Source organism: Terasakiella sediminum (assembly GCF_033100395.1).
Classification (GTDB): domain Bacteria; phylum Pseudomonadota; class Alphaproteobacteria; order Rhodospirillales; family Terasakiellaceae; genus Terasakiella.
Genome location: NZ_JAWLVJ010000073.1, coordinates 1 through 934, shown reverse-complemented (window position 1 = coordinate 934; position 934 = coordinate 1). Strand labels below are relative to the sequence as shown.

Annotated in this window: 1 protein-coding gene; it reads right to left on the bottom strand. The window is 48.1% G+C overall.

The genetic code is table 11. From position 1 onward, the window contains the following. Positions 1-18: 18 nt before the first annotated feature. Positions 19-855, bottom strand: a complete 837-nt coding sequence (locus RYZ26_RS19870) for an IS5 family transposase (RefSeq protein WP_317684755.1) — start codon at positions 853-855, stop codon at positions 19-21. Positions 856-934 lie beyond the last annotated feature (79 nt).

Below are 934 nucleotides of genomic sequence, written 5' to 3'. Positions count from 1 at the left end.
AGAGTCTGACTCGAAACTTCACTTTTTAAAACAGTATCTTGCCAGCCGTCTCGTCATCATTCTAATTGAGGATACCAGTATCCATGCTTCTGCGGATTGAATGGATTTTTCCCAATCCTTCGCTAAACGCCGACAGCGGTTGAGCCATGCAAATGTCCGTTCGACAACCCAACGACGGGGCAGAACTTCAAAACCTTCTGCCTTGTCCGAGCGTTTGACAATTTCAATTGTCCAATCGCCAATTTTATCCAATGCCTCGCGTAATTTTGGTCCCGCATAGCCACCATCGCCAAAGACATGGCGTAGCCAAGGGTGGCTCTGTCGGATAGATTTTAAAACATCCGATGCACCATCGCGATCCTGAATATCAGCAGGATGGACCTTGCTGCCAACCAGCAAGCCCAACGTGTCTGTAACAATATGGCGTTTGCGTCCCTTGATTTTCTTACCTGCGTCATAGCCCCGAGGGCCGCCGCTTTCTGTCGTTTTTACGCTTTGGCTATCAATCACGCCTGCTGTTGGACTGGCTTCCTTGCCCTCAAGGTCACGGGTCCACATGACCAAATTGTGATTGATGGTTTTGAGCAAACCACGACTACGCCAGTCATAAAAGTAACGCTGAACTGTAGAGCGTGGAGGAAAGTCATTGGGGAGCATTCGCCACTGGCAACCCGTTGTTGCAATATACAGGATAGCGTTCATCACCTGTCGTAATTCTGTTGTTCGAGGACGCCCCTGAGTACGAGGCAACGGCATGAAACACTCAATCAAAATCCATTCTTCATCCGTCAAATCGCTTGCATATCGACAATTCGAGCGGTCATAATCAGAGCGAGTGGTTGCTGTCCAAGCCATTATTGTTCTCCATCAGTTGTAGCAAACCGATAGAATCATAACTGACTGTAATCACTCAACTACTTTTGGGTCAGGCTCT